Below are 4,351 nucleotides of genomic sequence, written 5' to 3'. Positions count from 1 at the left end.
CCATCAGCAGGTGATTGGCGCGTCCTCCGCCCAGCTCGCGACTGCGGAAACCCGATAACGCCTGGTTATCCGGCAGTTTCCAGTTCGGCAACTGGAACGCGTTGACCACGCGCCCGGTCACGATCGGCAGATCCGGATCACCCCGCAAGTGATCGACAATCACTTCCTGCCCGATCCGCGGCAAATGAAGCGCGCCAAACTGGTTTCCCTGCCACGGCGACGAAACCCGCATCCAGCAGCCTGACCGCTCGTTACTTTGTCCAAGCCGGTCCCACAAGTACTGAACCTTGATGCGCCCATAGGCATCGGTCCAGATTTCCTGATTTTCAGGGCCAACAACAATCGCCGTTTCCGGCCCATGCGTGCGCGGTTTGAAGATCGTGCGCTGTAAGCGAAACGCCTCGTTGCTCGGCTGGATAATGAAATGCGTTTCGCACTTGTAACGCTGCCCATTTGCGGGTGACCCGCCGGGTAAGCTTTCCTCGCCGACGTTTTCTATGTCAAGCGTGCTGGAAATAACGAGATATTCGCGATTCGATTGGGTTTGTGGCGCGTGCGTCAGGGTGAATGTCTGACCGGTCACAAGGCCGCGCATATTACCGATACCACTTGCTCGCAGCCCAAGGCATCGCTGCGCCTGTACACGGATTAAAGCCAGCAACTTTGCTTCTTCTTCCGGCTGGTTATGCTCGCCCGACAGTCCCGCCGCGCCTGCTTGCGGCTGTGCATAGTCGCCCCACTCGTAGTGCTCCTGGCGCGCGAAGGCGGTGTCGCGCGGATCTTCGCGCTTCGAGGTGAGATCGGCGCGCGGCCAAGTGTAGTCGTAGTCGATGCTCGAGACGGCGCCAGTTGTCAGCGTGCTGATTACGCTTAACGCGTGAATGTGTTCTTCGTCGATGCGCTGGCCCGTCGGCGCTTCATAGCGAATGGTCTTGTAGGCATCGCCGTGCGGTTGGTGCGCACCGCACGAGTCGCACAGCACGAGGCGATGCTTGCTGTCGCTGTGATCGAACCAGAAGTAGATGCCCCATTCCTGCCATAGTCGAGCTAGGAAAATGAAATCGCTTTCCCAGTGCTGACGCTGAATGTCGCGCTTTGGGTAGCGCTCAATCAAACGTTTTTCGACTGGAAAGGAATACTCGCCCAAGACTGCATCCGAGATGTCGATCACCGACATATCCTGGAACAGGCGGCTATCCTTTTTCTTGGTCGCCAGCCACAGCCAAGGAACGACCGTCAGACCATAAACGACAGAGCGGCCTTCTTCGCGCAATATTTGCGAGCTGGATACCAGACCGGATATCTCGCGGGTGCCCTCACCGACGTTCGCCGCCCCCGAGTTGCCGACCATGCCCGGAATGAATTGTCCGTTGCCTTCCAGCTCGATCAGGCAAGTAATCTCGGTGCCGATCAGCGCGTCGAGATCGATGTTTGCTGCGAGGCTGGGAGAGAACGCCAGCGAATCGGCCGTCTTGAGTTCGAGCGTGTATTCGAATAACTCGCCGAGGGTTTCAATGCCGGACATGCGCGCCGGGGTGAAAATCGATTGATCGCGAAACGTGGGTAGTGCGGCGCCGCGTACGGCAAGCGTGCGGGCTTGCTTCATAGACCGGCTCGATCGAAATTAGCGCGCCACGGTGACGACAGTAACTCGTCAGCCGAGCCGCATTCGTTACCGTTGCACTTCGCCAGATCGCAGACTTTCTCGCCGACGACAGATGTAAATATAAGCTGCCCTATATGAGACCTATCGGGAATTTCCATTTCTCGTCTCCTCTTAATTCGGTGAAATCTATCAACCTTGGGATATGAGCAAGGAAGAAGGATTTCCGATATAAGACTGGTCCGAAAAAGAGGGTCGTGCGGCAGAAAACTGCAAGAACCTCGTGAAGATTTGCTAACGGTCAAGCAGCTAGAGAGAAGGTTTTGAAAACGATTGCAATGCGCTGAAACCCGACCTCTTGACCACAACAGACGTCGTGCTTCGGCCGAACGCAAACGCGAGCATCAGCGAACCGATGAGTGACGATACGGAGTACGTTGCGATCGTGGCGTTCTTCCGGGAGGACAGTCAACGAGCAAATTGGCGGATGGTGCTGCCACGTAAGCAGTGGAAGCAGAGTGATCCTGTTCGCATCGAGGTGAAGGACAGTTCGATGGCGCTTATCGGCAAGGGGCCGCAGGCGGTCAAGCAACAGGCGACGGTGCGCAGTACACCTCGTCCTGTGCTTGACCCACAGCCGACTAAAACGGTCGTGACGGCACAAGGCACGGTACCGAAGCCAGCAGGAAAGCTTACCTCTTCACTTGACGACTGGACGCGGCCAGTCGACTAGCATCTCACGGGCCGAATCAAGACGGCGTTCTCAGCGCCGTCCAGCCGCTCAAAAAATCAGAAATAGTGGCAGACGTAATCCAGCGTCTCGATCACTTCAATATCGAAACTGGTATTAGCCGGCACCGCGATCGATTCACCCGGACCGTACTCGCGCCATTGGTCCTCGCCGGGATTTCGCACGCGGCAACGGCCGGCGTTGACATCGATTTGCTCGGCGGCTTGCGTCGAGAACTTCAGCGATGCGGGGAATATGACCCCTAGCGTCTTGCGCGTTCCGTCGCCAAGCAGGACGGTATGCGATACGCATTTTCCATCGAAGTAAATGTTCGCGCGCTTGATGATCGACGCGTTGTCGTATTGCGTATTGGTCGTGTCCGATGCCATTCGTGAAGTCCCTTGTTCCGGTTGATGTATCCGCGGCATTTTAACCGGGCTGCGTGGCCACGCCATTCAAACGGGAAAACTCGTCGTCGACAAGATCTCCTTGAGCACCATGAAACTGCGCACCTGCCGCACACCCGGCAGATAAAGCAATTGCTCGGCATGCAGCTTGTTGAAGCTCTCGCTGTCGCGCGTACGGATAAGCATGAAGTAATCGAACTCGCCTGTCACGACGTGACATTCCATGCAACCCGACACTTTTTGCGCGGCCTTTTCGAAGGCGGCGAAGGACTCGGGCGTCGATCGATCCAGCACCACGCCAATCATCACCAGCATGCCGGCGTTGAGTTTCTTTGGCGCAAGCAATGCAACGATCCCGCTGATAAATCCCGCCTGCTTCAATCTTTCGACGCGACGCAAGCACGCCGGCGCACTGAGATTGACCTTCGCGGCAAGCGCCACGTTGGAGATGGAAGCATCGCGCTGCAATTGCCGGAGGATAGCGCGGTCAACGCGATCGACCTCGGCGCCTTGAGAATCAGGCGTCTTGACGCTTCCCCGCGATATAGCACGAACTTTTGTTGCGTTCATCGGCGATTATCCACACGTTAATTAGGCCAAGAGCTAGATTAAACCTCGCTAATAACGATAAGTCATTTTTCTTTGCAATACGGCTCGCGGCGAATTTTTTTACCATATTCGTATCGACGCAAATGGTTGCGGCGACCTGGCTGATCACCGGAGCGAGACATGAATCTGAAGAAATTTCCGCGGCATGCACTGACGTTTGGCCCCACGCCAATCCAGCCGCTCAAGCGTTTATCGGAACATCTGGGCGGGAAAGTCGAGCTGTATGCGAAGCGCGAGGACTGCAACAGCGGGCTGGCATTCGGCGGCAATAAAACCCGCAAGCTCGAATATCTGATCCCCGAGGCGATTGCGCAGGGCTGCGATACGCTGGTGTCCATCGGCGGAATTCAGTCGAACCAGACGCGACAGGTCGCCGCCGTCGCCGCGCATCTGGGCATGAAATGCGTGCTCGTGCAGGAGAACTGGGTCAACTATTCGGACGCGGTGTATGACCGTGTCGGTAATATCCAGATGTCGCGGATCATGGGCGCCGATGTCAGGCTCGTGGCGGATGGCTTTGATATCGGTTTCCGCAAGAGCTGGGAGGACGCGCTGGAAAGCGTCAGGCAAGCAGGCGGCAAACCTTACGCGATTCCTGCGGGCTGCTCGGATCATCCGCTTGGCGGGCTGGGATTCGTCGGCTTTGCGGAGGAAGTGCGGCAGCAGGAAGCGGAACTTGGCTTCAAGTTCGATTACATCGTGGTGTGCTCGGTGACGGGCAGCACGCAAGCGGGCATGGTGGTGGGGTTTGCAGCGGATGGACGCGCGGATCGGGTGATCGGTATCGATGCATCGGCGAAACCTGAGAAAACCCGCGAGCAGATCCACCGGATTGCGCGGCAAACGGCGGAGCAGGTTGAACTCGGGCAGGACATCAAAGCGAGCGATATCGTGCTGGACGAGCGTTACGGCGGCCCCGAATATGGTCTGCCAAATGAAGGCACGCTCGATGCAATCCGCCTTTGCGCAAAGCTGGAAGGCGTGCTGACCGACCCGGTCTGG

Annotated in this window: 4 protein-coding genes and 1 pseudogene; 2 read left to right on the top strand and 3 right to left on the bottom strand. The window is 57.2% G+C overall.

Annotated elements, in window-relative coordinates; all coding sequences use genetic code 11:
* The coding region (locus ACFFAR_RS26000) for a type VI secretion system Vgr family protein (RefSeq protein WP_375508720.1) at positions 1-1,606 on the bottom strand (1,606 nt) is incomplete at its 3' end.
* A 331-nt stretch (positions 1,607-1,937) separates the two neighbouring features.
* Here ACFFAR_RS26000 and tssJ point away from each other — a divergent pair.
* A pseudogene (gene tssJ / locus ACFFAR_RS25995) lies at positions 1,938-2,336 on the top strand (type VI secretion system lipoprotein TssJ); the annotation flags it as partial.
* Between the two features lie 56 nt (positions 2,337-2,392).
* On the opposite strand, the gene ACFFAR_RS25990 reads toward tssJ, so the two are convergent.
* Positions 2,393-2,722 carry a pyrimidine/purine nucleoside phosphorylase gene (locus ACFFAR_RS25990; protein ID WP_174363379.1) on the bottom strand — a complete coding sequence of 110 codons (330 nt, stop codon included), beginning with the start codon at positions 2,720-2,722 and terminating at the stop codon, positions 2,393-2,395.
* A 66-nt stretch (positions 2,723-2,788) separates the two neighbouring features.
* On the bottom strand, positions 2,789-3,310 hold the full coding sequence (locus ACFFAR_RS25985) for an Lrp/AsnC family transcriptional regulator (protein WP_062001338.1): 522 nt from the start codon (positions 3,308-3,310) through the stop codon (positions 2,789-2,791).
* 159 nt (positions 3,311-3,469) lie between these two features.
* On the opposite strand from ACFFAR_RS25985, the gene ACFFAR_RS25980 reads away from it, so the two are divergent.
* On the top strand, positions 3,470-4,351 hold an 882-nt coding region (locus ACFFAR_RS25980; RefSeq protein ID WP_375508719.1), incomplete at its 3' end, for a 1-aminocyclopropane-1-carboxylate deaminase.

The organism is uncultured Caballeronia sp. (genome assembly GCF_964243625.1).
Lineage (GTDB): Bacteria > Pseudomonadota > Gammaproteobacteria > Burkholderiales > Burkholderiaceae > Caballeronia.
Note: the sequence above shows the minus strand (reverse complement) of the source record. Positions and strands in the feature narration are given on the sequence as shown.